The sequence below is a fragment of the Cronobacter condimenti 1330 genome (genome assembly GCF_001277255.1).
Classification (GTDB): domain Bacteria; phylum Pseudomonadota; class Gammaproteobacteria; order Enterobacterales; family Enterobacteriaceae; genus Cronobacter; species Cronobacter condimenti.
Map to the genome: position 1 here is coordinate 730,641 of NZ_CP012264.1, position 23,165 is coordinate 753,805.

At 56.1% G+C, this 23,165-nt stretch carries 22 protein-coding genes; 16 read left to right on the plus strand and 6 right to left on the minus strand.

Translation table 11 applies throughout. The features are described from left to right. Positions 1-22: 22 nt before the first annotated feature. Entirely contained in the window at positions 23-919 is an 897-nt protein-coding gene (nhaR, locus tag AFK62_RS03380; protein WP_032984402.1) for a transcriptional activator NhaR, read from the plus strand. A 76-nt stretch (positions 920-995) separates the two neighbouring features. On the opposite strand, the gene rpsT is transcribed toward nhaR, so the two are convergent. Continuing rightward, complete coding sequence (gene rpsT / locus AFK62_RS03385) at positions 996-1,259, minus strand: 30S ribosomal protein S20 (RefSeq protein WP_001518655.1); 264 nt, start codon at positions 1,257-1,259, stop codon at positions 996-998. A gap of 317 nt (positions 1,260-1,576) precedes the next feature. Here rpsT and ribF point away from each other — a divergent pair, with 317 nt between their 5' ends. The 6 genes from ribF to rihC all read left to right on the plus strand — a co-directional run bounded on the left by ribF (position 1,577) and on the right by rihC (position 8,419). After that, complete coding sequence (ribF, locus tag AFK62_RS03390) at positions 1,577-2,515, plus strand: bifunctional riboflavin kinase/FAD synthetase (RefSeq protein ID WP_007672405.1); 939 nt, start codon at positions 1,577-1,579, stop codon at positions 2,513-2,515. 48 nt (positions 2,516-2,563) lie between these two features. Then, entirely contained in the window at positions 2,564-5,380 is a 2,817-nt protein-coding gene (gene ileS, locus AFK62_RS03395; RefSeq protein WP_053531715.1) for an isoleucine--tRNA ligase, read from the plus strand. After that, positions 5,380-5,880, plus strand: coding sequence for a signal peptidase II (gene lspA / locus AFK62_RS03400; RefSeq protein WP_007672392.1), 501 nt, complete (start codon positions 5,380-5,382; stop codon positions 5,878-5,880). Before ileS ends, lspA begins: the two co-directional genes overlap by 1 nt. A 127-nt stretch (positions 5,881-6,007) precedes the next feature. Further along, on the plus strand, positions 6,008-6,457 hold the full coding sequence (gene fkpB, locus AFK62_RS03405; RefSeq protein WP_032984403.1) for an FKBP-type peptidyl-prolyl cis-trans isomerase: 450 nt from the start codon (positions 6,008-6,010) through the stop codon (positions 6,455-6,457). A 1-nt stretch (position 6,458) separates the two neighbouring features. Then, the gene (gene ispH / locus AFK62_RS03410) at positions 6,459-7,409 is read left to right on the plus strand and encodes a 4-hydroxy-3-methylbut-2-enyl diphosphate reductase (RefSeq protein WP_007672388.1); all 951 of its coding nucleotides are present in this window, start codon (positions 6,459-6,461) and stop codon (positions 7,407-7,409) included. Between the two features lie 92 nt (positions 7,410-7,501). Next, complete coding sequence (gene rihC, locus AFK62_RS03415; protein ID WP_007672387.1) at positions 7,502-8,419, plus strand: ribonucleoside hydrolase RihC; 918 nt, start codon at positions 7,502-7,504, stop codon at positions 8,417-8,419. 1 nt (position 8,420) lies between these two features. Here the strand turns inward: rihC and AFK62_RS03420 are convergent, their stop codons facing one another. Next, the gene (locus AFK62_RS03420; RefSeq protein ID WP_007672386.1) at positions 8,421-9,326 is read right to left on the minus strand and encodes a LysR family transcriptional regulator; all 906 of its coding nucleotides are present in this window, start codon (positions 9,324-9,326) and stop codon (positions 8,421-8,423) included. A gap of 94 nt (positions 9,327-9,420) precedes the next feature. Between AFK62_RS03420 and AFK62_RS03425 the strand changes: the two genes are divergently transcribed. From AFK62_RS03425 to AFK62_RS03450, 6 genes are all read left to right on the plus strand, one after another. Beyond that, entirely contained in the window at positions 9,421-10,053 is a 633-nt protein-coding gene (locus AFK62_RS03425) for an alanyl-tRNA editing protein (protein ID WP_007672385.1), read from the plus strand. Between the two features lie 192 nt (positions 10,054-10,245). Then, positions 10,246-11,067 (plus strand): 4-hydroxy-tetrahydrodipicolinate reductase, encoded by an 822-nt coding sequence (gene dapB / locus AFK62_RS03430; protein ID WP_053531716.1) that lies wholly within the window; start codon positions 10,246-10,248, stop codon positions 11,065-11,067. Positions 11,068-11,532: 465 nt separating this feature from the next. Further along, positions 11,533-12,681 (plus strand): glutamine-hydrolyzing carbamoyl-phosphate synthase small subunit, encoded by a 1,149-nt coding sequence (gene carA, locus AFK62_RS03435; RefSeq protein WP_032984684.1) that lies wholly within the window; start codon positions 11,533-11,535, stop codon positions 12,679-12,681. Between the two features lie 17 nt (positions 12,682-12,698). Next, positions 12,699-15,923 (plus strand): carbamoyl-phosphate synthase large subunit, encoded by a 3,225-nt coding sequence (carB, locus tag AFK62_RS03440; protein ID WP_053531717.1) that lies wholly within the window; start codon positions 12,699-12,701, stop codon positions 15,921-15,923. Between the two features lie 160 nt (positions 15,924-16,083). Next, positions 16,084-16,947, plus strand: a complete 864-nt coding sequence (locus AFK62_RS03445; protein ID WP_053531718.1) for a hypothetical protein — start codon at positions 16,084-16,086, stop codon at positions 16,945-16,947. 132 nt (positions 16,948-17,079) lie between these two features. Continuing rightward, the gene (locus AFK62_RS03450; protein WP_007677206.1) at positions 17,080-17,313 is read left to right on the plus strand and encodes a YgdI/YgdR family lipoprotein; all 234 of its coding nucleotides are present in this window, start codon (positions 17,080-17,082) and stop codon (positions 17,311-17,313) included. 70 nt (positions 17,314-17,383) lie between these two features. On the opposite strand, the gene AFK62_RS03455 is transcribed toward AFK62_RS03450, so the two are convergent. Then, entirely contained in the window at positions 17,384-17,770 is a 387-nt protein-coding gene (locus tag AFK62_RS03455) for a putative T6SS immunity periplasmic lipoprotein (protein WP_007677204.1), read from the minus strand. Between the two features lie 196 nt (positions 17,771-17,966). Between AFK62_RS03455 and kefF the strand changes: the two genes are divergently transcribed. Both kefF and kefC read left to right on the plus strand, forming a co-directional pair. Then, a complete protein-coding gene (kefF, locus tag AFK62_RS03460; RefSeq protein WP_007677202.1) occupies positions 17,967-18,497 on the plus strand; it encodes a glutathione-regulated potassium-efflux system oxidoreductase KefF in 531 nt (176 codons plus the stop codon). Beyond that, positions 18,490-20,352, plus strand: coding sequence for a glutathione-regulated potassium-efflux system protein KefC (kefC, locus tag AFK62_RS03465; RefSeq protein WP_007677200.1), 1,863 nt, complete (start codon positions 18,490-18,492; stop codon positions 20,350-20,352). The genes kefF and kefC overlap by 8 nt, the downstream gene beginning before the upstream one ends. 49 nt (positions 20,353-20,401) lie before the next feature. Here kefC and AFK62_RS03470 read toward each other — a convergent pair whose 3' ends face one another. Further along, complete coding sequence (locus AFK62_RS03470) at positions 20,402-21,016, minus strand: LysE family transporter (protein ID WP_007677197.1); 615 nt, start codon at positions 21,014-21,016, stop codon at positions 20,402-20,404. A 264-nt stretch (positions 21,017-21,280) separates the two neighbouring features. On the opposite strand from AFK62_RS03470, the gene folA reads away from it, so the two are divergent. Then, on the plus strand, positions 21,281-21,760 hold the full coding sequence (gene folA, locus AFK62_RS03475) for a type 3 dihydrofolate reductase (RefSeq protein WP_004386239.1): 480 nt from the start codon (positions 21,281-21,283) through the stop codon (positions 21,758-21,760). 171 nt (positions 21,761-21,931) lie between these two features. On the opposite strand, the gene apaH is transcribed toward folA, so the two are convergent. Together apaH and apaG are read right to left on the minus strand one after the other, a co-directional pair. Continuing rightward, positions 21,932-22,783: a bis(5'-nucleosyl)-tetraphosphatase (symmetrical) ApaH gene (gene apaH, locus AFK62_RS03480; protein ID WP_007677187.1), complete on the minus strand. Its 852-nt coding sequence runs from the start codon at positions 22,781-22,783 to the stop codon at positions 21,932-21,934. Positions 22,784-22,787: 4 nt separating this feature from the next. After that, entirely contained in the window at positions 22,788-23,165 is a 378-nt protein-coding gene (gene apaG / locus AFK62_RS03485) for a Co2+/Mg2+ efflux protein ApaG (RefSeq protein WP_007677184.1), read from the minus strand.

The window sequence follows — 23,165 nt, forward strand, 5'->3', positions numbered from 1 at the left end:
GGATCCCAGAGAGAAAGCGCTTATGTCTCATATCAATTACAACCATCTGTATTATTTCTGGCAGGTTTGTAAGGAAGGCTCCGTGGTCGGGGCTGCCGAGGCGTTGTACCTGACGCCGCAAACCATCACCGGGCAGATCAAAGCGCTTGAGGAGCGGCTGCAGGGCAAATTGTTTAAGCGTAAAGGAAGAGGGCTTGAACCGAGCGAGCTGGGACAACTGGTGTTTCGTTACGCCGATCGTATGTTTACCCTAAGTCAGGAAATGCTCGACATCATTAACTACCGCAAAGAATCGCATTTGTTATTTGATGTCGGGGTGGCGGACGCGCTGTCTAAACGGCTGGTGAGCGGCGTACTGGACGCGGCGGTAGTGGAAGATGAGCAGATCCACCTGCGCTGTTTTGAGTCGACCCATGAGATGCTGCTGGAACAGCTGAGCCAGCATAAGCTCGATATGATTATTTCCGACTGCCCCATCGACTCCACTCAGCAGGCAGGGCTGTTTTCCGTCAAAATCGGCGAATGTAGCGTAAGTTTCTGGTGCCAGAGCCCTGCGCCGGCGAAACCTTTCCCGACATGTCTTGAAGAGCGGCGACTGTTGATTCCTGGACGACGCTCGATGCTCGGGCGCAAATTACTGAACTGGATTCATTCGCAGGGTTTGAAGGTGGAAATCCTTGGCGAATTTGATGATGCGGCGCTTATGAAAGCGTTCGGCGCGGCGCACAATGCCATTTTCGTCGCTCCCAGCCTTTACGCGCATGATTTTTATGAAGATGACAATATTGTCGAGATAGGGCGGGTGGATAACGTAATGGAGGAGTATCACGCAATTTTTGCGGAAAGGATGATCCAGCATCCGGCGGTGCAGCGTATCTGCAATCGCGATTACTCCGCGTTGTTCGTACCGCCAAAATAAAGCAACAGAAATAAAAAAACCCGCAGAAGCGGGTTTTTTTTACAAGCTGCTTGAAACAAGCGACAACGAACGGCGATTAAGCCAGTTTGTTGATCTGCGCAGTCAGGTTAGCCTTATGACGCGCGGCTTTGTTTTTGTGGATCAGACCTTTAGCAGCCTGACGATCCACGATTGGTTGCATTTCATTAAATGCTTTCAGTGCAGCAGCTTTGTCGCCAGCTTCAATCGCTGCGTACACTTTCTTGATGAAAGTACGCATCATAGAGCGACGGCTTGCGTTGTGCTTACGGGCCTTTTCAGACTGAACGGCACGCTTCTTAGCTGATTTGATATTAGCCAAGGTCCAACTCCCAAATATGATCTATGTGGACAATTCAAAGGCCGAGGAATATGCCCTTTCAGCCTTCTTTTGTCAATGGATTTGTGCAAATAAGCGCCGTTGTTATGCGGCGCTCGTTACGTAGTGATGGCGCAAGATTCTACCAGCTTGCCTCGTGCGAATACAGCCTTTATGGGACAAAATTCGCGTTCAGTGCTAAACCAACGCGCAGCGCAATGAATTCCTTGTCGGTTTATGGCTGACAGGGCCAAATCGTCGGTTAACCTTAAAGGCTGTACAAGGTATAATCCGACGATTTTCACTGTTCTGAGCCAGTCATGAAGCTGATACGCGGCATACATAATCTCACCTCTGAGCATCACGGTTGCGTGCTGACCATCGGCAATTTCGATGGCGTGCATCGTGGTCACCAGGCTTTGCTGAGCGGGCTATGCGCGCAAGGGCGCGAGCGCGGCCTTCCCGTTATGGTCATGATTTTCGAGCCTCAGCCGCTTGAGCTTTTCGCGGCGGATAAAGCCCCCGCGCGCCTCACTCGGCTGCGCGAGAAGCTGCGCTACCTCGCCCGTTGCGACGTGGATTATGTGCTCTGTATTCGCTTTGATCGGCGCTTTGCCGCGCTGACGGCGCAGAACTTCGTAAGCGATTTGCTGGTAGAGCGCCTCGGCGTGAAATTTCTGGCAACCGGTGACGATTTCCGCTTTGGCGCTGGTCGCGAAGGGGATTTCTTGTTATTACAGAAAGCCGGGCGCGAATATGGCTTTGAAGTCACCAGCACGCAAACGTTTTGCGACGAAGGCGTTCGCATCAGCAGTACGGCGGTGCGCCAGGCGCTCGCGCAAGACGACCTGTCTCTTGCAGAAAATCTGCTCGGCCGGCCTTTTGCTATCTCCGGACGCGTCGTCCACGGCGATGCGCTGGGACGCACCATAGGTTTCCCGACGGCGAACGTACCGCTGCGCCGTCATGTTTCGCCCGTGAAGGGCGTGTATGCGGTGGAAGTGCTGGGCATTAGCGATAAACCGCTGCCCGGCGTCGCCAATATCGGCACCCGCCCGACGGTGGCTGGTCTGCGTCAGCAGCTTGAAGTTCATCTGCTGGACGTTGCAATCGACCTTTATGGCCGCCATATAGATGTAGTGCTGCGTAAAAAAATACGCAATGAACAGCGGTTTGCCTCGCTTGATGAACTCAAGGCGCAAATCGCCCGAGACGTGATCACCGCCCGCGACTTTTTTGGGCTACCGACACCGGCGTAACGCCTGAATCGGCTAATTATCAAACCGAAATACGGAACCGAGAATCTGATGAGTGACTATAAATCAACCCTGAATTTGCCGGAAACAGGGTTCCCGATGCGTGGCGATCTCGCCAAGCGCGAACCGGGGATGCTGGCGCGTTGGACCGATGATGACCTCTACGGCATCATTCGTGCAGCCAAAAAAGGCAAAAAAACCTTCATTCTGCATGATGGCCCTCCTTATGCGAATGGCAGCATTCATATTGGTCACTCGGTTAACAAGATTCTGAAAGACATTATCGTGAAGTCCAAAGGACTTGCCGGTTATGACTCTCCATATGTGCCCGGCTGGGACTGCCACGGTCTGCCGATCGAACTGAAAGTTGAACAGGAATATGGTAAGCCGGGTGAGAAATTCACCGCTGCCGAATTCCGTGCCAAGTGCCGCGAATATGCCGCCACGCAGGTGGATGGTCAGCGTAAAGACTTTATCCGTCTGGGTGTACTGGGCGACTGGTCGCACCCGTATCTGACGATGGATTTCAAAACCGAAGCCAACATCATCCGCGCGCTCGGTAAAATCATCGGCAATGGCCATCTGCATAAAGGCGCGAAGCCGGTGCACTGGTGCGTTGACTGCCGCTCCGCACTCGCTGAGGCGGAAGTGGAGTATTACGACAAAACGTCGCCGTCTATCGACGTAGCTTTTCGCGCGGTCGACCCTGCGGCTGTCGCCGCGAAATTCGGCGCGCAAAACGTTACAGGGCCGGTATCGCTGGTTATCTGGACCACCACCCCGTGGACGCTGCCGGCGAACCGCGCTATCTCCCTGCACGCTGAGATAGACTACGTGCTGGTGCAGGTTGAAGGTCAGGCACTGATCGTCGCAAAAGATCTGCTTGAGAGCGTGATGAAGCGCGTGAACATCGCGGATTACACCGTACTTGGCGAGACGAAAGGTGCGGAGCTTGAGCTATTGCGCTTTACCCATCCGTTCATGGGCTTTGACGTACCGGCGATTCTCGGCGAGCACGTCACGCTCGATGCCGGTACCGGCGCGGTGCATACTGCAGGCGGTCACGGCCCGGACGACTACACCATCAGCCAGAAATATGGCCTGGAAATCGCGAACCCGGTTGGCCCTGACGGGACTTACCTGCCAGGTACCTACCCGACGCTCGACGGCCTGAACGTCTTTAAAGCGAACGATCAAATCGTTGAACTGCTGCGTGAAAAAGGCGCGTTGCTGAATGTCGCGAAACTGCTGCATAGCTATCCGTGCTGCTGGCGTCATAAAACACCGATCATTTTCCGTGCCACGCCACAGTGGTTCGTAAGCATGGATCAAAAAGGCCTGCGTGCGCAGTCTCTGAAAGAGATCAAAGACGTACAGTGGATCCCGGACTGGGGCCAGGCGCGTATTGAATCGATGGTCGCTAACCGTCCGGACTGGTGTATTTCCCGCCAGCGCACCTGGGGCGTACCAATGTCTCTGTTTGTGCATAAAGAGACGCAAGAACTGCATCCGCGTACGCTTGAGCTGATGGAAGAGGTCGCGAAGCGTGTAGAGGTGGACGGCATTCAGGCGTGGTGGGATCTCGATCCGCGCGACATCATGGGCGATGACGCTGATGTCTATGAAAAAGTGCCGGATACCCTGGACGTCTGGTTCGATTCCGGTTCAACCCATTCCTCGGTAGTTGACGTGCGCCCGGAATTCGCAGGCCATGCGGCAGATATGTATCTCGAAGGTTCTGACCAGCATCGCGGCTGGTTTATGTCCTCGCTGATGATTTCTACCGCCATGAAAGGCAAAGCGCCGTACCGCCAGGTACTGACTCACGGCTTCACCGTTGATGGTCAGGGCCGCAAAATGTCGAAATCGATCGGCAACACGGTCTCTCCGCAGGATGTGATGAACAAACTCGGCGCGGACATTTTGCGTCTGTGGGTCGCATCAACGGACTACACTGGCGAAATGGCCGTGTCTGATGAGATCTTAAAACGTGCCGCCGACGCTTATCGCCGTATCCGTAACACAGCACGCTTCCTGCTGGCTAACCTGAACGGGTTCGATCCGGCGAAAGACATGGTGCAGCCGGAAGAGATGGTCGTGCTGGATCGCTGGGCCGTCGGCTGCGCGAAAGCCGCGCAGGACGATATCGTCAGCGCTTATGAAGCGTACGATTTCCATGAGGTTGTACAGCGTCTGATGCGTTTCTGCTCTATCGAAATGGGCTCGTTCTATCTCGATATCATCAAAGACCGTCAGTACACCGCCAAAGCGGACAGCGTGGCGCGCCGCAGCTGTCAGACCGCGCTGTATCATATCGCGGAAGCGCTGGTGCGCTGGATGGCGCCAATCATGTCCTTTACCGCAGACGAGATCTGGGGCTACCTGCCGGGCGATCGTGAGAAATACGTCTTCACCGGCGAGTGGTATGCAGGCCTGTTTGGGCTGGCTGAAACCGAAACGATGAACGACGCTTACTGGGACGCACTGCTGAAAGTACGCGGCGAAGTCAACAAAGTGATTGAGCAGGCGCGTGCCGATAAGAAAGTCGGCGGCTCGCTGGAAGCGGCGGTTACGCTGTTTGCCGAGCCGGAACTCGCGGCGAAGCTCACCGCGCTTGGCGAGGAATTACGATTTGTCCTGTTGACCTCGCAGGCGAAGGTTGAGGATTATGCCAGCGCCGCTGCGGATGCCCAGCAGAGCGAACTGCTCAAAGGGTTGAAAGTCGCGCTCGTAAAAGCCGAAGGTGAGAAGTGCCCGCGCTGCTGGCACTACACCACTGATATCGGCAAGGTGGCGGAACACGCAGAGATCTGCGGTCGCTGTGTCAGTAACGTCGCCGGTGACGGCGAAAAACGTAAGTTTGCCTGATGAGTAAACCGATTCTTTCAACCGGTCTGCGCTGGCTGTGGCTGGTGGTGGTGGTGCTGATTGTCGATCTGGGTAGCAAGGCGTTAATCCTCCAGCATTTCGCGCTGGGGGAAACCGTGTCGCTGTTCCCGTCGCTTAATCTTCACTATGCGCGTAACTACGGCGCGGCGTTCAGCTTCCTTGCGGATAAAGACGGCTGGCAGCGCTGGTTCTTCGCCGGCATCGCACTCGGTATCTGTGTGCTGCTCACGGTTATGATGTATCGCGCAAAGGCGAGCCAGAAGCTCAACAACATTGCTTACGCGCTGATTATTGGCGGCGCGCTGGGCAATCTGTTCGATCGTCTGTGGCACGGTTTTGTCGTCGATATGATCGACTTCTACGTCGGTGACTGGCATTTCGCTACCTTCAACCTGGCCGATACTGCTATCTGTATCGGCGCGGCGTTAATCGTACTGGAAGGCTTCTTGCCTAAACCTGCCGCGAAAGCACAGGCGTAACAGGCGTAAATGTAAATGCCGGATGACGTTGAGTTTATCCGGCCTACAGATTAAGTGGCCTCCCGCAAGCCCGGTACGCGACATGCCGCCGGGCAAACCGGTAGGCCAAAACAAGCGAGCCATTTGCATGTCTACATCTATACAGAGCAACAGCGCAGTGCTCGTGCACTTTACGCTTAAGCTTGAAGACGGATCCACGGCGGAGTCGAGCCGCAACAGCGGCAAGCCCGCGCTGTTTCGCCTGGGCGACGGTTCGCTGTCGCAAGGTCTGGAGCGTGAGTTGCTCGGCCTGCATGCTGGCGATAAAAAAACCTTCACGCTGCTGCCGGAAGACGCATTCGGCACACCGAGCCCGGATCTGATTCAATATTTCTCACGTCGTGAATTTATCGATGCGGGGGAGCCTGAGATCGGCGCCATTATGCTTTTTACCGCAATGGATGGCAGCGAAATGCCGGGCGTTATCCGTGAAATCAGCGGCGACTCGATCACGGTCGATTTCAATCATCCGCTCGCCGGGCATACCCTTCATTTTGATATAGACGTGCTGGAAATCGACCCGGCGCTGGAGAGTTAAGATGCAGATCCTGTTGGCTAACCCGCGCGGCTTCTGCGCAGGCGTAGACCGCGCTATCAGCATTGTAGAAAACGCGCTGGCGATTTACGGCGCGCCTATCTACGTTCGTCATGAAGTTGTGCATAACCGCTACGTTGTAGACAGCCTGCGCGAGCGCGGCGCAATTTTTATCGAGCAGATAAGCGAAGTGCCGGATGGCGCTATCCTGATTTTCTCTGCGCACGGCGTGTCCCAGGCCGTACGCAACGAAGCGAAAAGCCGTGACTTAACGGTATTCGACGCGACCTGTCCGCTGGTGACCAAAGTGCATATGGAAGTGGCGCGCTCCAGCCGTCGCGGCGAAGAAGCAATTCTCATCGGTCACGCCGGGCATCCGGAAGTCGAGGGCACGATGGGGCAGTACAGCAACCCGGAAGGCGGCATGTACCTGGTGGAATCGCCGGACGATGTCTGGAAAATCACCGTTAAGGATGAGAACAACCTCTCCTTTATGACCCAGACGACGTTATCCGTGGACGACACCTCAGACGTTATCGACGCGCTGCGCCGTCGTTTCCCGAAAATCGTCGGCCCGCGTAAAGACGACATCTGCTATGCCACCACTAACCGTCAGGAAGCGGTGCGTGCGCTGGCGGAGCAATCGGACGTGGTGTTAGTGGTGGGGTCGAAAAACTCCTCTAACTCTAATCGTCTGGCGGAACTTGCTCAGCGCATGGGCAAAACGGCGTATCTCATCGACGATGCGAATGACATCCAGGAAGTCTGGGTGCAGAACGCCGCCTGTGTGGGCGTGACCGCAGGGGCTTCGGCGCCGGATATTCTGGTGCAGAATGTTATCGCGCGCCTGAAGGCGCTCGGCGGCAGCGACGCGCACGAGCTAACCGGCCGTGAAGAAAACATCGTTTTCGAAGTGCCGAAGGAACTGCGCATCGACGCCCGCGAAGTGCAGTAATTGCCGCGCAGGCAACGATAACAGCATGCCGGACGGTAAACTCGTCCGGCATTTTTTTTCTGACGTCCGGGCTGAAACAGTGAGGGATCTCCATGACCACAACGTCTGTCATTCTTGATACCGATCCGGGCATCGATGACGCCGTGGCGCTCGCCGCCGCGCTGTTCTCTCCCGCAATTGATGTACAACTCATCACCACCGTCGCAGGCAACGTCAGCGTGGAGAAAACGACCCGTAACGTGTTGCAGTTGCTGCACTTCTGGAATGCAGACGTGCCGGTGGCGCAGGGGGCCGCCACGCCGCTTACGCGTCCGCTAGGCGATGCCGCTGCGGTTCATGGCGAGTCAGGGATGGAGGGGTACGCGTTTGTGACGCATGACCGGCAGACGCTCGGCATACCCGCCTTTCAGGCGATGTATGAACGTCTGATGGCGAGCGATGAGCCGCTCACGATAGTCACCATCGGGCCGCTTACCAATCTTGCACTGTTGCTGACGCACTATCCGTCCAGTATGGCGAAAATCAAACGGCTGGTGATGATGGGTGGTTCCGCCGGTCGCGGCAACTTCACGCCCAACGCGGAGTTTAATATCGCCATCGATCCGGAGGCCGCCGCGCGCGTGTTTGAGAGTGGCATTGAAATCGTGATGTGCGGACTGGATGTCACGCAACAGGCGGTACTCGTGCCAGATTATCTCGCCGCGCTGCCCGCGCTGAGTCAGACAGGCCGCATGCTTCATGCGATCTTCAGCCACTATCGCTCAGGCAGTATGGCCACGGGCCTGCGTATGCATGATCTCTGCGCCATCGCCTGGCTGGTCAAACCCGAGCTGTTCACCCTTACGCACTGCTTCGTCGCGGTAGAAACGCGCGGCGATTACACGGCGGGCACCACGGTTGTGGATATCGAGGGCCGGTTGAACCGACCTGCCAATGCGCACGTAGCGCTGGGTATTGACGTTCCTGCCTTCCGTGACTGGGTCGCGCAGACACTCGCGTTCGCGCCGTAACTCACGCTCGCGGGCACAGTTTTTCCGTCAGGTAATCAATCAATACCCGGATTTTAGCGGGCATATGGCGGCCGGCAGACCACAGCAGCCAGAGTTTGCCGGAATAGCTGCTGATAAATTCCCACTCCGGCAATACCTGAACAATCTCTCCGGCGGCCAGCGCGTCGCTGGCGGTAAAGCGCGGCAGGCTGCCGATGCCCAGATGGCGCTTAACTGCGTCAAGGCGTACGCCGGTATGGTTGGCGGCGTAACGGCCATGCGTCTGTACCACCACGTTTTTTCCGTCACGGCGAAACTTCCAGCGCGCATCGGCGGCGGTTTCGCCAAGGCTGATACAGCTATGCTGACGTAGCGCCTGTGGCGTATCCGGCGTGCCGTGACGGGCGAGATAGGCCGGTGTGGCGCACAGCAGATGTTCAATCGGCATCAGCGGTTTGCCATAAAGCCCCGGGGAAGGGGAGTCGGTAATGCGCAGCGTCAAGTCCACTTCGTCGTCAATCAAATCCATATAGCGGTCTTCCAGACGCAGGCAGATATCCACATCCCGATAGCGTGTCAGAAACTCTTCCATTAAGGGATGGATCACGAAACGGCCGACGGCTTTAGGCACGCCGAGCGTGACTTTGCCCTGCGGCGACTGCGATGCGGTGCCGCCAAGTGCCATCAGGTCGCGCGCCGCGTCCATCATGCTGGCCGCGTGCTGGAACACGCCATTGCCTGCCTCGCTCAGACGCAGCTTACGAGTCGTGCGCACCAGTAGCTTGCAGCCGAGTTCGCGTTCAAGACGGGAGACGCTGCGGCTAACGGATGAGGGGGTACTGCCAAGCTTTCGCGCGGCGGCAGAAAAGCTACCGCTTTCCACCACCTGAACAAACATCGCGATATCTGGCAGAAGGGCTAAATTCATATTTGTGCGCCTGATGCAAAGGTTCGTTGTTATCTCGCAGGATTATCGCTGCGGCAATAATAAATATACTGTGTAGTGAACCGGGAGGACAACGATGACACAACGTGAGTATTACCTGAGCGACGCGCTACAGGGCGAGGCAACCGTGTTGCGCTGCGAGCAAAACGCGCAGGGCCATTATGAAGTTGAGCTCGACAAGACATGGTTTCATCCGCAGGGCGGCGGGCAGCCTGCGGATCAGGGAACTATCAATCGCTTTCCCGTGCTACACGTGGAGAACCGCGGCGATACTGTTCTCCACCTGCTGGCACAGCCGGTCGCGACCGGCCTTGTCGAACTGGTCGTTGACGCAAGCGTACGTCGCCGTCATACCCGCTGGCATTCCGCAGGGCATCTGATTGGTTATGCAGGCGAGCAGCTCGGCTGGCGACCAGTGAAGGCGCACCACTGGCCCGGCGAAGGGAAAATCACCTTTGTCCCGGACACGGCCGCCGACGCGCCCGACAGCGACGCGCTGGCACAGGCTATCGCCACGTGGATTGCAGACGATCTGCCGCGGCAGGTTGAGTTTGCCGACGGGCGGCGGCAGGTGCGCTTTGGCGAACTGCCGGTATATGGTTGCGGCGGCACGCATGTCGCGTCGCTGGCCGAGGTAGGCGACGTCACGCTTACCAGCATTAAAATCAAAAAAGGCCAGTTGCTGGTGGCCTACCAGCTCCCGGATTAACCCTCTGAGGCAGGCGTCTGCGCCTGCCTGCGCGCATCGCAATACCCGTAAAAAAAACAGGCGATCCACGCCTTTTACTGATATCCCCGCCGTTTTGTCATAAATTTCTAATTATTCCTGTTTTCGGCTGGCGGCCTGCGGGCGGGCTGGTTACCCTGAGAACGATTTCTAAGCAATCTGAAGAGTATAAATATGCATGATGCACAGGTCCGCGTCGCGATCGCGGGGGCGAATGGCCGTATGGGACGGCAGTTGATTCAGGCGGCAATGTCACTGGAAGGCGTAGCGCTGGGCGCAGCCCTGGTGCGCGAAGGCTCTACCCTGCTGGGTGCTGATGCCGGCGAACTGGCGGGCGTGGGCGCGACGGGCGTCATCCTTCAAAGCAGCCTTGAGGCGGTAAAAGATGATTTCGACGTGCTTATCGATTTCACGCGCCCGGAAGGCACGCTCGCGTATCTGGCATTCTGCCGCGCGCAGGGGAAGGGCATGGTGATCGGCACCACCGGTTTTGACGAGGCGGGTAAAGCGGCTATTCGCGATGCTGCAACTGACATTGCTATCGTTTTCGCCGCCAACTTTAGCGTCGGCGTTAACGTGATGCTTAAGTTGCTCGAAAAAGCGGCACAGGTGATGGGCGATTACACCGATATCGAAATTATTGAAGCGCACCACCGGCATAAAGTGGATGCGCCCTCCGGCACCGCACTTGCCATGGGCGAGGCAATTGCCGGCGCGATGAATAAAGCGTTAAAAAGCTGCGCCGTTTACTCGCGTGAAGGCCATACGGGCGAGCGCGAGCCAGGCACCATCGGGTTTGCCACGGTGCGCGCGGGCGATATCGTCGGTGAACATACTGCTATGTTTGCTGACATCGGCGAGCGCCTTGAGATAACTCATAAAGCCTCCAGCCGGATGACATTTGCGAACGGCGCGGTCAGGGCAGCAGAATGGGTAAAAACCCGTAAAAAGGGTTTTTATGATATGCGAGATGTGCTGGATCTGAATGCGTTGTGATTTTTATCATCCATTGTGATGTGGTTATTACAATCATAAGTATTTGATTGAAAGGGCAATAATTTATTGCCCTTTTTTATTTTGTTTTTATGGGTGCTTAGACATTATTTTTAGTTTTAAACCGTAAAAGTAAATGACTTGTTGCTTTTTGATGTTATGATTTTGTAAATTTTGACCGTTTGGTCCACTTTAAAAGCTGTGTTATGCTTCCGCTTTACTTTTCTCAATTAGCAACCGTTTTCTGCGCTCCGTTTTCTTTGATTTTTGCCCTTCACTTTGGCTTTTACTGATAAAGCCCCCAAAAAAACAATAAAAATTGTCTTTTCGGGTGGACTTTACCGCACCTTCTCTCTAGAATGCCGCCGTTTGCCAAAAATTCGCTGTTCAGGCGTTTTTGCATTGATTTAGCTATGCTGGTTGAATTAATATGCAAATAAATTGACTGTTTATTCCCTGGAGGACGTTTTGATTAAGTCAGCGCTGTTGGTTCTGGAAGACGGAACCCAATTCTACGGTCGGGCCATCGGGGCAACAGGTACGGCAGTAGGGGAAGTCGTTTTCAATACTTCAATGACCGGTTATCAAGAAATCCTCACTGATCCTTCCTACTCCCGCCAGATTGTCACTCTCACTTATCCTCATATTGGTAACGTCGGTACAAATGACGCTGACGCAGAATCCTCCCAGGTACACGCACAGGGTCTTGTGATCCGCGATTTACCGCTGATTGCCAGTAACTACCGCAACACCGAGGATCTCTCTTCTTATCTGAAGCGCCATAACATTGTGGCGATTGCCGATATCGATACCCGCAAGCTAACGCGCTTGCTGCGGGAGAAGGGCGCCCAGAACGGCTGCATCATCGCAGGGGATAACGTCGATGCCGCGCTGGCGCTGGAAAAAGCGAAAGCCTTCCCTGGTCTGAATGGAATGGATCTCGCCAAAGAAGTGACCACGACCGAATCTTACAGCTGGACGCAGGGCAGCTGGACATTAAAAGGCGAACTGCCGGAAGCGAAAAAAGAAGAAGAACTGCCTTATCACGTGGTGGCCTATGACTACGGCGTGAAGCGCAACATTCTGCGCATGTTGGTGGATCGCGGCTGCCGCCTGACGGTCGTACCGGCAAAAACGCCTGTCGAAGACGTACTGAAAATGAATCCGGACGGCATCTTCCTCTCCAACGGTCCTGGCGACCCGGCGCCGTGTGACTACGCTATCGACGCCATTCAGAAATTCCTGGCCACCGACGTGCCGGTCTTCGGCATCTGTCTGGGTCATCAGCTGCTGGCGCTGGCAAGCGGGGCAAAAACCGTGAAGATGAAGTTCGGCCACCACGGCGGCAACCATCCGGTGAAAGACCTAGATAATGACCGCGTGATGATCACCGCGCAGAACCACGGTTTTGCCGTCGACGAAGCATCAATGCCCGCCACGCTGCGTGTCACGCACAAATCCCTGTTTGATAACACGCTGCAAGGCATTCATCGCACCGATAAACCGGCGTTCAGCTTCCAGGGACACCCGGAAGCGAGCCCAGGCCCGCACGATGCCGCGCCGCTGTTTGACCACTTTATCGAATTAATCGGGCAGTACCGTAAGACCGCTAAATAATCGGGAGAAAGAGAACAATGCCAAAACGTACAGATATTAAAAGCATCCTGATTCTTGGCGCAGGCCCGATTGTGATAGGCCAGGCGTGCGAATTCGACTATTCCGGCGCGCAGGCGTGTAAAGCGCTGCGTGAAGAGGGCTACCGCGTCATTCTGGTGAACTCAAACCCGGCGACTATCATGACCGACCCGGAGATGGCCGACGCGACTTACATTGAGCCTATCCACTGGGAAGTGGTGCGCAAGATCATCGAAAAAGAGCGCCCGGACGCGGTGCTGCCGACCATGGGCGGCCAGACGGCACTCAACTGCGCGCTGGAGCTGGAGCGTCAGGGGGTGCTGGATGAGTTTGGCGTCACCATGATTGGCGCGACCGCCGACGCGATTGATAAAGCGGAAGACCGCCGCCGTTTTGACGTAGCGATGAAGAAAATCGGCCTCGACACAGCCCGTTCCGGCATCGCCCATAATATGGACGAAGCGCTGGCGGTGGCCGCCGATGTGGGTTACCCGTGCATCATCCGTCCGTCCTTTACGATGGGCGGCACCGGTGGCGGCATCGCGTACAACCGCGAAGAGTTCGAAGAAATTTGCGCCCGCGGTCTGGATCTCTCCCCGACCAAAGAACTGCTGATTGACGAGTCGCTGATTGGCTGGAAAGAGTACGAGATGGAAGTGGTGCGTGATAAAAACGACAACTGCATCATCGTCTGCTCTATTGAAAACTTCGACGCGATGGGTATCCACACCGGTGATTCCATCACCGTAGCGCCTGCCCAGACGCTGACCGACAAGGAATACCAAATCATGCGTAACGCCTCAATGGCGGTACTGCGTGAAATTGGCGTCGAAACCGGCGGCTCTAACGTACAGTTTGCGGTAAACCCGAAAAATGGCCGTCTGATTGTTATCGAAATGAACCCGCGTGTGTCGCGCTCCTCGGCACTGGCTTCTAAAGCAACCGGCTTCCCGATTGCTAAAGTCGCGGCGAAGCTGGCGGTAGGTTACACCCTCGATGAACTGATGAACGACATCACCGGCGGGCGCACGCCAGCGTCGTTTGAGCCCTCCATCGACTACGTAGTCACTAAAATTCCGCGCTTTAACTTCGAGAAATTCGCCGGTGCTAATGACCGCCTGACCACCCAGATGAAATCGGTGGGCGAAGTCATGGCGATTGGCCGCACCCAGCAGGAATCGATGCAGAAAGCTCTGCGCGGCCTGGAAGTGGGCGCGACCGGTTTCGACCCGAAAGTGAGCCTGGATGACCCGGAAGCGCTGACCAAAATCCGCCGTGAACTGAAAGACGCCGGTGCTGAGCGTATCTGGTACATCGCCGATGCGTTCCGCGCAGGCCTGTCTGTGGACGGCGTGTTTAACCTGACAAACATTGACCGCTGGTTCCTGGTGCAGATTGAAGAACTGGTGCGCCTGGAAGAACAGGTGGCCGAGCAGGGCATCAACGGTCTGAACGCCGATTTCCTGCGTATGCTTAAGCGCAAAGGTTTTGCCGATGCGCGTCTGGCGAAACTCGCAGGCGTGAGCGAATCGGAAATCCGTAAGCTGCGCGAGCAGTACAACCTCCATCCGGTCTACAAACGCGTGGATACCTGCGCGGCAGAATTCGCGACCGATACTGCCTACATGTACTCAACCTATGAAGAAGAGTGCGAAGCTAACCCGAATCAGGATCGTGAAAAAATCATGGTGCTGGGCGGCGGGCCGAACCGTATCGGCCAGGGCATCGAGTTTGACTACTGCTGCGTACACGCTGCGCTGGCGCTGCGCGAAGATGGTTACGAGACCATCATGGTCAACTGTAACCCGGAAACCGTGTCGACGGATTACGACACCTCCGACCGTCTCTACTTCGAGCCGGTGACGCTGGAAGATGTGCTGGAAATCGTGCGCATCGAGAAACCGAAAGGCGTTATCGTGCAGTACGGTGGCCAGACCCCGCTGAAACTGGCGCGAGCGCTTGAAGCGGCTGGCGTGCCGGTTATCGGCACCAGCCCGGATGCCATCGACCGCGCTGAAGACCGCGAGCGTTTCCAGCAGGCGGTGGATCGCCTGAAGCTGAAACAACCGGCGAACGCTACGGTAACGGCCATCGAACAGGCCATCGAGAAAGCGAAAGACATCGGCTACCCGCTGGTGGTGCGCCCGTCCTACGTTCTGGGCGGTCGCGCGATGGAGATTGTCTACGATGAAGCCGACCTGCGCCGTTACTTCCAGACAGCAGTGAGCGTTTCCAACGACGCGCCGGTTCTGCTGGACCGCTTCCTGGATGACGCGGTAGAAGTGGATGTGGACGCTATCTGCGACGGCGAAATGGTGCTGATTGGCGGCATCATGGAACATATCGAGCAGGCGGGCGTGCACTCGGGCGACTCCGCGTGTTCGCTCCCGGCGTACACCTTAAGCCAGGAGATTCAGGACGTTATGCGCCAGCAGGTGCAGAAACTGGCCTTTGAACTCCAGGTGCGTGGCCTGATGAACGTGCAGTTCGCAGTGAAAGATAACGAAGTGTATCTGATTGAAGTGAACCCGCGTGCCGCACGTACCGTGCCGTTCGTCTCCAAAGCCACCGGCGTGCCGCTGGCGAAAGTGGCCGCGCGCGTCATGGCGGGCAAAACGCTGAGCGAGCAGGGCGTGACCAAAGAAATTATCCCGCCGTACTACTCGGTGAAAGAAGTGGTGCTGCCGTTCAATAAATTCCCGGGCGTCGACCCGCTGCTGGGGCCAGAAATGCGCTCCACCGGTGAAGTGATGGGCGTGGGCCGCACCTTCGCGGAGGCGTTCGCCAAAGCGCAGCTTGGCAGTAACTCCACCATGAAGAAGCAGGGCCGTGCGCTGCTGTCGGTGCGTGAAGGCGACAAAGAGCGCGTGGTGGATCTTGCCGCCAAACTGCTGAAATTTGGCTTTGAGCTCGATGCGACCCACGGTACGGCAATCGTGCTGGGTGAGGCGGGCATTAACCCGCGTCTGGTGAACAAGGTGCATGAGGGCCGCCCGCACATTCAGGACAGGATCAAGAATGGCGAATACACCTACATCATCAACACCACCGCGGGCCGCCAGGCGATTGAAGACTCTAAGCTGATTCGCCGCAGCGCGCTGCAGTATAAAGTGCATTACGACACCACGCTGAATGGCGGTTTCGCCACGGCGATGGCGCTGAATGCCGACGCTACCGAAAAGGTCACTTCCGTGCAGGAAATGCACGCGCAAATCACGAAATAAGCTATCGTGAATGCCCTGAAAGCCAGCGTAAGCTGGCTTTTTTATTGGCACTTCCCCCCTAAATTTAATAGCTAATTTTTTCTCACTACGGTGTGGCCATCCGTTACCCTTACCGCCGTGTCATTTACTGAATTTATGTTTCACGTTTAAGGAGAAACACGTGTTAAGAAAAGTCATGCTTTTGAGTGCCTGCCTGGCATTAACCGCCTGCTTTGGCGACAGTGAAAGTCGAGAATTTCTGATTGATAACCCAACCGGGAAAGCGGTAGCGATTTCGATTGACGATCAAAAATTAACGATCCCGGCGCAGGAGTCACAGAATATTAAACTGGATGCGGGGCAACATACGCTGACGCTTGAAAATGGCGAAAAGGTGAAGTTCAGCGTGCTTGGCGCCTGGCCTCGCTCAGGGGTGAATGGGTTAATTAACCCGACCCGTACGCGTTATATTTACGTGATCCAAAAATATCTGGCGGAAGGCGTAACACCCGCCGGTGAAAATGGCGATGTGCATACCCTCACGATTGATGGGGAAGTTGTTACTGGCCCGTTCGAAGATATGGGCAGCGAACTGTTTATCGATAATGCGTTGAAAAACTGGGAGCTGAACCCGACAGAAGCGTTCCCGGAATCAATGTCATCAACGTCTGCGGATAATTACAAAACCAAGCTTTTCCGCGTAGAAGACTTTAAGCATTTTTATAACAATGAGTTTTCGCCATCCGTTGAATACACCGACAATATGCGTATCACGGAGTCACGTTATCAGCCGCCTGTGATCACTGCGCATTTCAATTCTCCGGAACTTCAGCAAAACCTGAAAGATGCCACCAAAATTTATAATGACTTTATTCACGCGGCGTCGGCAAGCGAGCAAAAAGATTTGCTGAAAGCGTTTGAAAAACAGAATCAGGATAAATGGCGCAGCCCTAAAGCGGGCGGTGAAGAGCTGACTCGTTATTATGAAGTTATGACCAATCTGAATCACACCATGATGGGCTCTGTTCTGGAGCTTAAGCCTTAACGTCTGTCTGCCGGGCATTGCTCGATGAGAATGCCCGGCCTCAGAACCTTCTGTATTTTCATACACTTTCAGTACGTTAACCTAAAATAATGGGGTGAGTAATCAAATCCAACTGAAAGCAGGGAGAACACCATGCGATCGAACCTACTGATAACGTCCATTTTTGCTGCCGCCTCGTTGTTGACCGTTGCAGGCTGTTCATCCAATCAGGCCGTTAAAACCACCGATGGCAAGACGATTGTCACGGACGGAAAACCTGAAGTAGATAGCGATACCGGACTGGTCTCTTATAAAAATGCCCAGACCGGCCAGACCGAGCAGGTCAATCGCGACCAGGTGAAATCCATGAGCGAGCTGGATAACTAACGGTACCCGCCTGCCACACCGCCCGCGCTCACGCCTTCGGCGTGTGACTTCACCGGGCGGTGAATTCCCTTCAGTTATTGCCACGAACCGCGATTCCTTCCCGTGTGTTAACCACTGAAAATTCTCGTGTGATATAGCGATGCGACGTCGTGTCGACAGTCACGCTATAACGTTTGCCCGGTGAAAAATGAAAATCGTTGAGGGCCGGTGTGCAGCGCCGCGCATCCAGCATTAACGCGCTGGCGACCATATTCTCGGCAAAGATGTCATTTTGCGCCTCGTAGCTCCAGACGCTGACCCGCAGGATCTTTTCCGGCACGGGAACAGTCTCTTCATCAACCGATATGCAGAGTTTGCCGTCGCTCACCTCGGTTTGTGCTGGCAGGAAACTGACGCGGTCTCCCAGGAGGCATCCTGAGAGCAGACAGGCGAAAGCGGGAATAACGATCTTTTTCATAGCGGCAATCCTTGCACCGGCTAAAACAGAGCGGACATTATGCCTGCGCGCGAAGACGCTGGCATCAGCGCGCGTCGATAGGCATGCAGCCTTAACGCGAGAGGCCGGAATACCCCTGCGGATTGTCCCTGTAAGCGCGCCTGTTAACTGGCTACACTCATTGCATTCTTATGGTGGGCAGAACACAGGCAAAGTTATGATTTTAATTATTTATGCGCACCCCTATCCGCACCACTCCCACGCCAACCGGCGGATGCTGGAACATGTGCAGGGGCTGGACGAACTCGAAGTGCGCTCGCTGTATGAACGTTATCCCGATTTCAATATTAACGTGGCGGATGAGCAGGCGGCGCTGGCGCGTGCCGACCTGATTGTCTGGCAGCATCCCATGCAGTGGTACAGCGTGCCGCCGCTCTTCAAACTCTGGCTCGATAAAGTCTTGTCGCACGGCTGGGCCTACGGCAAAGGCGGAACGGCGCTAAGGGGCAAAAGCGTGTTATGGGCCGTCACGACGGGTGGCGACAAATCCCATTTTGAGATTGGCGATCATCCCGGCTTTGATGTGCTTGCTCAGCCTTTGCAGGCGACGGCGCTCTATTGCGGCCTTAACTGGCTTACGCCTTACGCGATGCACCGCACCTTTGTCTGCGATGATGAAACGCTGGAAGGCAACGCGCGTGAATATCAAAAACGGTTAACCGACTGGCAGGAGCATTTCCATGGATAGTCATACCCTCATTCAGGCGCTGATCTACCTCGGATCGGCGGCGCTGATTGTGCCAGTTGCAGTGCGCGTGGGACTGGGCTCGGTACTGGGATATTTAATTGCAGGCGCGCTGATTGGCCCGTGGGGATTGCGGCTGGTGACCGATGCGCAGGCTATTTTGCATTTCGCGGAAATCGGCGTGGTATTGATGCTGTTTGTTATCGGCCTTGAGCTTGATCCGCAGCGCTTGTGGAAACTGCGCGCCTCGGTATTCGGGGGTGGCGCGCTGCAAATGGGCGCGTGCGGCCTGTTGCTGGGCGGTTTTTGTATGGCGCTGGGGCTGCGCTGGCAGGTGGCGCTTCTGATTGGCCTGACGCTCGCGCTCTCCTCAACGGCCATTGCCATGCAGGCGATGAATGAGCGTAATCTCACGGCATCGCAGATGGGGCGCAGCGCGTTCGCTGTGCTGCTGTTTCAGGATATTGCGGCTATCCCGTTGGTCGCGATGATCCCGCTGCTTGCCGCGAGTGGTGAGGCGATGACCGCTGGCGTGTTTTTACTCTCGGCATTAAAAGTCGTCGGCGCGCTGGCGCTGGTAGTCATACTCGGCCGCTTTGTGGCGCGTCCGGCGCTGCGTTTTGTGGCGCGCTCGGGGCTTCGTGAGGTTTTCAGCGCCGTCGCGCTCTTCCTGGTGTTTGGCTTTGGACTGCTGCTCGAAGAGGCGGGGCTGTCGATGGCAATGGGCGCCTTCCTTGCTGGCGTGTTACTGGCAAGCTCGGAATACCGCCACGCGCTGGAGAGCGACATCGAACCTTTTAAAGGCTTGCTGCTGGGGCTCTTTTTTATCGGCGTTGGCATGTCGGTGGATTTTGGCACGCTGGTCGCGCATCCACTGCGGGTGCTGATCCTGCTGTTGGGGTTCCTCGTTATCAAAACCGTCACGCTGTGGCTGGTGGCGAAACCGTTGAAGGTGCCGGGGCGTCAGCGTCGCTGGTTTGCGGCGCTGTTAGGGCAGGGGAGCGAATTCGCCTTTGTTATTTTCGGTGCGGCGCGTAGTGCCGAGGTGCTCGATGCCGAATGGGCGAAGGCGCTGACGCTCGCCGTGGCGCTCTCTATGGCGGCCACGCCGCTCCTGCTGGTGTTGCTAAGCCGGCTTGAGAAATCAGGCCAGCAGCAGGCGCGCGAGGCGGATGAGATAGATGAAGAGCAGCCGCGCGTGATCGTCGCGGGCTTCGGGCGTTTCGGGCAGATAGCTGGCCGTTTGCTGCTTTCGAGCGGCGTGAAAATGGTGGTGCTCGACCACGACCCGGATCATATCGAGACGCTGCGCAAGTTCGGGATGAAAGTGTTTTACGGCGACGCCACGCGCGTCGATTTGCTGGAATCCGCCGGGGTGGCGAAAGCGGAAGTGTTGATTAACGCAATCGACGATCCGCAGGCGAATTTGCAACTGACGGAACTGGTCCAGACACATTTCCCGCAGGTGCGAATTATCGCCCGCGCCCGCGATGTGGACCATTATATCCGTCTGCGTCAGGCGGGCGTGGCGCAGCCGGAGCGCGAAACGTTTGAAGGCGCGCTGCGGGTCGGGCGTATTGCGCTGGAAGAACTCGGCATTGGCCGGTATGAAGCGCGCGAGCGGGCCGACCTGTTCCGTTGTTACAACCAGCAGATGATTGACGAGATGGCCGAGGGCGATAACGACACTACAGCGCGTGCCGCGACCTTCAGGCGCACCAGCGCGATGCTGACGGAGATAATCAGTGAGGACCGTGCGCACTTATCGCTGATTCAGCGCCACGGCTGGCAGGGAACGCAGGAAGGTAAGCACACTGGCAATGATGCCGATGAACCTGCGGTCACACCGCAGCCATAAAAAAAACGCCCCGACCGGGGCTTTTTTTGGCGATGTGAAAAGGGCGGCGTTAGCTCAGCGCGACTTTAATACCCAACGCCAGCAACATGCCGCCCAGCAGTTTGTCGATGACCTTTTGCGCTTTGGTCAGGCCCCGGCGTACCGGCTGGCTCTGGATGAGCAAAACCAGCAACGGCCACCAGACCAGCGTCAGCGCGACGATAATGCCCGCGTACCAGAGTTTTTCCATCATGCCCGAGTTAACGTTCAGCACCTGGGTGAACATCGCAAGGAAGAAGAGGGTGGCTTTGGGGTTCAGCAGGTTGCAGAGATAGCCCTGGATAAACGCTTTTTTAAGCGAGGTGGTCTCCTGCGCCACGCCGTCCAGCGCAAGGCTCGTGGTGCCGCGCGCCAGTAGCGCGTTGACGCCAAGCCACACCAGATACGCTGCGCCGACATATTTCAGCGCGCCGAAAAGCCACGGCGTTGTGGTGATGACCACCGCAATGCCAGCCACGCAGTAGGTCATATGCGTCACGACACCTGCGATGACGCCCGCAGCGGTCATCATCGCCGCGCTTCGCGGATAACGTGCCGCGTTCTTAATGACCAGAAAAAAGTCGGGGCCCGGCGAGAGCATGCCCAGCGCCGCAATGGTGGCAACGAAAAGGGTGGTTTCCAGCATGGTGAATCCTCACATCAACGAGCGCGCACTATAAAGCATTCCGCGTGTTTTGGCATCTGCGTCAATGTGCAACGCGGAGGCTTTACGGCGCTGTAAAGACGAAGCGCCAGTGGTTTCAAACGGTTAACGCACCGGTGGAAAAATGTGCATCGTGCACCACGCAGCAGAACAAAAAAAATTCTCCGTCTGGTTCGGGTCGCCAGTCGACTAAAGATTGCGCTTTCCGTATAGTGGCGGCAATTTTTTATACCTGGGAAATTATCAATGATCAGTCTGATTGCGGCCTTAGCGGTGGATCGCGTAATTGGTATGGAAAACGCCATGCCGTGGGACCTCCCTGCCGATCTCGCCTGGTTTAAACGTAACACGCTTAACAAACCGGTTATCATGGGGCGTCTGACCTGGGAATCCATCGGTCGTCCGCTGCCGGGCCGTAAAAATATCGTGCTGAGTAGCCGTCCTGGCGATGACGATCGCGTGGTGTGGGTGCGCTCTGTCGAGGAAGCGTTGCAGGCCTGCGGTGATGCCGAAGAAGTGATGGTGATTGGCGGCGGTCGCGTTTACGAGCAGTTCCTGCCGCGCGCGCAGCGTCTTTATCTCACCCATATTGATGCGGAAGTGGAAGGCGACACCCATTTCCCGGATTACGAGCCGGACGAGTGGCAATCGGTGTTTAGCGAGTTTCATGATGCTGACGAGAAAAACTCGCACAGCTATTGCTTTGAGATCCTGGAGCGCCGTTAAGCCGCGTTGTGGCAACGGTTGTGATAAAAAAGCGGGTGCGCATGGCGCATCCGCTTTTTTTATGAGATTCATCGAAGGTAACGGCGGGTGGTGATGCGCTTACCTGCCTGACGAGTGATATGCCTTTAGGATGATAAGGTGGGTACGCGTAGCGCCCCCACCGGTGCGGCATCAGGACGCGACAACCGCCTTGTCTTCGTCGCCGTCGGTCTGGCGGTTGGAATGCTGAGTGAAAATAGCTTTATCTTCCCAGCGCAGGCAGGTGAGCGTACCGCCCCAGCAGCAACCGGTATCCAGGCCGTAGATATTTTCCGGCGTACCTTTCCCTTCAAGCGATGCCCAGTGTCCGAAAACAATGGAATAATCCTGTGAAACCGGCCCCGGAATGGCGAACCACGGCTTTAGCGGCGCGGGCGCGCTTTCCGGGCTCTCTTTGCAGTACATATCCAGTTGCCCGTTCGGGAAGCAAAAACGCATGCGCGTCAACGCATTGGTGATAAAGCGCAGGCGTGCAAGCCCGGTCAGCTCCGGCGACCAGTTGTTCGGCATATCGCCGTACATCGCATCCAGGAAAAACGGATAGCTGTCGCTTGAAAGCACCGCTTCGACATCGCGGGCGCAGGCCTGCGCCGTGGCGAGATCCCACTGCGGCGTAATACCCGCATGGGCCATCACCAGCTTTTTCTCTTCATCAACCTGCAACAGCGGCTGGCGACGCAGCCAGTTGAGAAGCTCATCGGCATCCGGCGCTTCAAGCAGCGGCGTGACTCTGTCTTTTGGCTTATTACGGCTTATGCCTGCGAAAACCGCCAGCAGATGCAGATCGTGGTTGCCCAGCACCAGACGAACCGCATCGCCAAGTGAACGGACATAGCGCAGCACTTCCAGAGAGCCAGGGCCACGGGCCACCAGATCGCCTGTCAGCCACAGCGTATCTTTACCGGGAGTGAATTCGACCTGCTGTAACAGTGCGACCAGTTCATCGTAGCAACCATGAACGTCGCCAATCAGATAAGTTGACATCGTATCAGTGAATCAGTGTGGGAACGGCGAGGCGGAAAACCGGGATATCGAGGCGAAAACCGTTACCCTGATCGTCCACCATTTCGTAATGGCCTTGCATGGTGCCGAGCGGCGTTTCAATGACCGCGCCGCTGGTGTACTGGTATTCGCCGCCAGGCTGAATATGGGGCTGAACCCCAACCACGCCTTCACCCTGCACTTCGGTTTCTTTACCGTTACCGTTGGTGATAAGCCAGTAGCGGCCCAGCAACTGAACAGGCGCTCGCCCCAGATTGCGAACGGTGACGGTATAGGCAAAGACGAAACGCTCATCCTCCGGGGAAGACTGTGCCTCGATATAAACGCTCTGTACCTGTACGCAAACGCGGGGTGAATCAGCCAT

Coding starts and splice junctions, on each gene's coding strand:
- kefC (WP_007677200.1), top strand. CDS start 18,490: ATGGATAGTCATACCCTCATTCAGGCGCTGATCTACCTCGGATCGGCG.
- AFK62_RS03450 (WP_007677206.1), top strand. CDS start 17,080: ATGCGATCGAACCTACTGATAACGTCCATTTTTGCTGCCGCCTCGTTG.
- folA (WP_004386239.1), top strand. CDS start 21,281: ATGATCAGTCTGATTGCGGCCTTAGCGGTGGATCGCGTAATTGGTATG.
- AFK62_RS03455 (WP_007677204.1), bottom strand. CDS start 17,770: ATGAAAAAGATCGTTATTCCCGCTTTCGCCTGTCTGCTCTCAGGATGC.
- AFK62_RS03420 (WP_007672386.1), bottom strand. CDS start 9,326: ATGAATTTAGCCCTTCTGCCAGATATCGCGATGTTTGTTCAGGTGGTG.
- AFK62_RS03425 (WP_007672385.1), top strand. CDS start 9,421: ATGACACAACGTGAGTATTACCTGAGCGACGCGCTACAGGGCGAGGCA.
- ileS (WP_053531715.1), top strand. CDS start 2,564: ATGAGTGACTATAAATCAACCCTGAATTTGCCGGAAACAGGGTTCCCG.
- carB (WP_053531717.1), top strand. CDS start 12,699: ATGCCAAAACGTACAGATATTAAAAGCATCCTGATTCTTGGCGCAGGC.
- nhaR (WP_032984402.1), top strand. CDS start 23: ATGTCTCATATCAATTACAACCATCTGTATTATTTCTGGCAGGTTTGT.
- ribF (WP_007672405.1), top strand. CDS start 1,577: ATGAAGCTGATACGCGGCATACATAATCTCACCTCTGAGCATCACGGT.
- dapB (WP_053531716.1), top strand. CDS start 10,246: ATGCATGATGCACAGGTCCGCGTCGCGATCGCGGGGGCGAATGGCCGT.
- kefF (WP_007677202.1), top strand. CDS start 17,967: ATGATTTTAATTATTTATGCGCACCCCTATCCGCACCACTCCCACGCC.
- apaH (WP_007677187.1), bottom strand. CDS start 22,783: ATGTCAACTTATCTGATTGGCGACGTTCATGGTTGCTACGATGAACTG.
- lspA (WP_007672392.1), top strand. CDS start 5,380: ATGAGTAAACCGATTCTTTCAACCGGTCTGCGCTGGCTGTGGCTGGTG.
- AFK62_RS03470 (WP_007677197.1), bottom strand. CDS start 21,016: ATGCTGGAAACCACCCTTTTCGTTGCCACCATTGCGGCGCTGGGCATG.
- apaG (WP_007677184.1), bottom strand. CDS start 23,165: ATGGCTGATTCACCCCGCGTTTGCGTACAGGTACAGAGCGTTTATATC.
- fkpB (WP_032984403.1), top strand. CDS start 6,008: ATGTCTACATCTATACAGAGCAACAGCGCAGTGCTCGTGCACTTTACG.
- rihC (WP_007672387.1), top strand. CDS start 7,502: ATGACCACAACGTCTGTCATTCTTGATACCGATCCGGGCATCGATGAC.
- ispH (WP_007672388.1), top strand. CDS start 6,459: ATGCAGATCCTGTTGGCTAACCCGCGCGGCTTCTGCGCAGGCGTAGAC.